Origin of the sequence: Psychrobacter sp. W2-37-MNA-CIBAN-0211 (genome assembly GCF_040309405.1) — a bacterium.
Lineage (GTDB): Bacteria > Pseudomonadota > Gammaproteobacteria > Pseudomonadales > Moraxellaceae > Psychrobacter > Psychrobacter glaciei.
On the sequence record NZ_JBEOOU010000178.1, the window covers coordinates 1 to 275 of the forward strand.

The 275-nt window shown below is 58.5% G+C and carries 1 protein-coding gene; it reads right to left on the reverse strand.

All coding sequences use genetic code 11. The features are described from left to right. Positions 1 to 275 (reverse strand): efflux RND transporter permease subunit (locus AAEY72_RS14795; protein WP_352311298.1); only part of this gene is annotated, 275 nt, incomplete at both ends.

Consider the following 275-nt stretch of genomic DNA (forward strand, 5'->3'; position numbering starts at 1 on the left):
GGTTGGTGACGATCCCTCCCATAAACAGAATGGACAGGAACACCGCCACCAACGACACGTTCATCGACAGCAAGGTAAAGCCGACTTCCTGAGCGCCCAGGTAGGCGGCTTTCATGGGTGGCACGCCCTCGTCGATGTGCCGGGAAATGTTCTCCAGCACCACGATCGCATCGTCCACCACCAGCCCGGTGGCGAGGATCAGCGCCATCAGCGAGAAATTGTTCAACGAAAAGCCGTACAGGTACATCACCGCAAAGGTGCCCACCAGCGACACC